The organism is uncultured Aurantimicrobium sp., from assembly GCF_936931525.1.
Taxonomy (GTDB): Bacteria; Actinomycetota; Actinomycetes; order Actinomycetales; family Microbacteriaceae; genus Aurantimicrobium.
This window is the reverse complement of the sequence record NZ_CAKZII010000179.1, coordinates 1-1,387: the sequence shown is the minus strand read 5'-3', so window position 1 is coordinate 1,387 and position 1,387 is coordinate 1. Positions and strand designations below refer to the sequence as shown.

At 50.0% G+C, this 1,387-nt stretch carries 2 protein-coding genes and 1 pseudogene; all 3 read right to left on the bottom strand.

The features are described from left to right. Positions 1-134: 134 nt before the first annotated feature. Positions 135-482, bottom strand: coding sequence for an HIT domain-containing protein (locus Q0362_RS09265; RefSeq protein WP_298122801.1), 348 nt, complete (start codon positions 480-482; stop codon positions 135-137). A gap of 9 nt (positions 483-491) precedes the next feature. Further along, a complete protein-coding gene (locus Q0362_RS09260; RefSeq protein ID WP_298122799.1) occupies positions 492-1,220 on the bottom strand; it encodes a 16S rRNA (uracil(1498)-N(3))-methyltransferase in 729 nt (242 codons plus the stop codon). A 2-nt stretch (positions 1,221-1,222) separates the two neighbouring features. Continuing rightward, a pseudogene (locus Q0362_RS09255) lies at positions 1,223-1,387 on the bottom strand (molecular chaperone DnaJ); the annotation flags it as partial.

The window sequence follows — 1,387 nt, the reverse complement described above, 5'->3', positions numbered from 1 at the left end:
GAATCTCGTTTCCTCGCACGTGCACGTCCACAAGTGGGTATTGACGCTCGAGATTAGTGAGCAATCTGTCTTGTGCCCCGAGAAGTCGCACCATTTCGATGCCATCAATAGTGATGACGTCGTCCGCCGAAGGGTTAGGCAAGTGATTGCTCCTGAAGTCCGCCAGATAGGACATGGGCATGAACATGGAAAACGGTTTGTCCGACCGTTTCACCAGTGTTGAAGATGAGACGGTATTCACCGTTGGCATGGAGAGTTGCAAGATTATGGGCAGTGGCAACAATTTCTGCCAGTAGTTCAGGATCTCCTGCGGCTAGTTCGGTCACATTTGCGAATTGGGAAACCTTGGGAATCACGAGCAAGTGAACAGGTGCCTGCGGTGCAATGTCTCGAATGGCAATGACTCGATCATTTTCAAAGAGGATCTCCGCAGGAATATCCCTGTTGATGATCTTGGTGAAGATTGATTCGGAAGTAGTCATAGTTCTAGCTTAACAACGCCCTAGCTTGGCGTTGAGTATCGCCAAGGCGGCTGGTCCTGCGGTGGATGTTCGCAGAATATTCGAACCGAGAGTCACGATTGTTGCTCCTGATTCAGCAAAACGAGATAACTCAGCATCCGTGATGCCGCCTTCTGGACCAACAATTATCGCAATAGAGCGCTGATCGAGTTCTACCTGACTGAGCGGAATTGTTCCTGTGGGGTCGAGAACAAGAACATTAATGCCGTCTAGTTCTGCTCCCAATTGGGCAGTTTTCAGGTGAGGACCAACTCGGGGAATGAATGGTCTAATCGACTGTTTTGTCGCTTCGCGAACAATCGCAGACCATCTAGCAATTCCCTTGTCAACCTTGGGGCCTTCCCACTTAGACACACTTCGATCAGCTGCCCACGGGATGACAACGTCTATTCCTAATTCGGTAGCCGCTTCGACGGCTCGTTCATCTCGATCTGTTTTAGCAAGCGCCTGCACGAGGTACAACTGGGGATGAGAAAGTTCTACCTGCTCAACAGATAACACCTTCATTTCAACGGTGTCTTTGGAAGTTGACTGAACTTCACCGGTAATCAACAGGCCTCGACCGTTTCCAATCGACACAGTCTCTCCAACGCGAACGCGTGAGACAGTTGACGCATGACGACCCTCTGGACCGTCAAGAAGTACTGTCGCTCCCACCGTGGTGGCTTCAAGCGAATCTGCGAGATAGAAATGAGCCATATTTAGACGTTAAAGAAGCGGTCTCGAAGTTTGGAGAACATCCCCTGTTGGAAATGTGCCAACTGAGGCGCTGCCTGCTTGCGCCCCTTGGCAAAGCTCTCTATTAAGTCTTTTTCTTTGCCACTGAGCTTTGTTGGCGTGACGATATGAATACCCACTTTGAGATC

Coding starts and splice junctions, on each gene's coding strand:
- Q0362_RS09260 (WP_298122799.1), bottom strand. CDS start 1,220: ATGGCTCATTTCTATCTCGCAGATTCGCTTGAAGCCACCACGGTGGGA.
- Q0362_RS09265 (WP_298122801.1), bottom strand. CDS start 482: ATGACTACTTCCGAATCAATCTTCACCAAGATCATCAACAGGGATATT.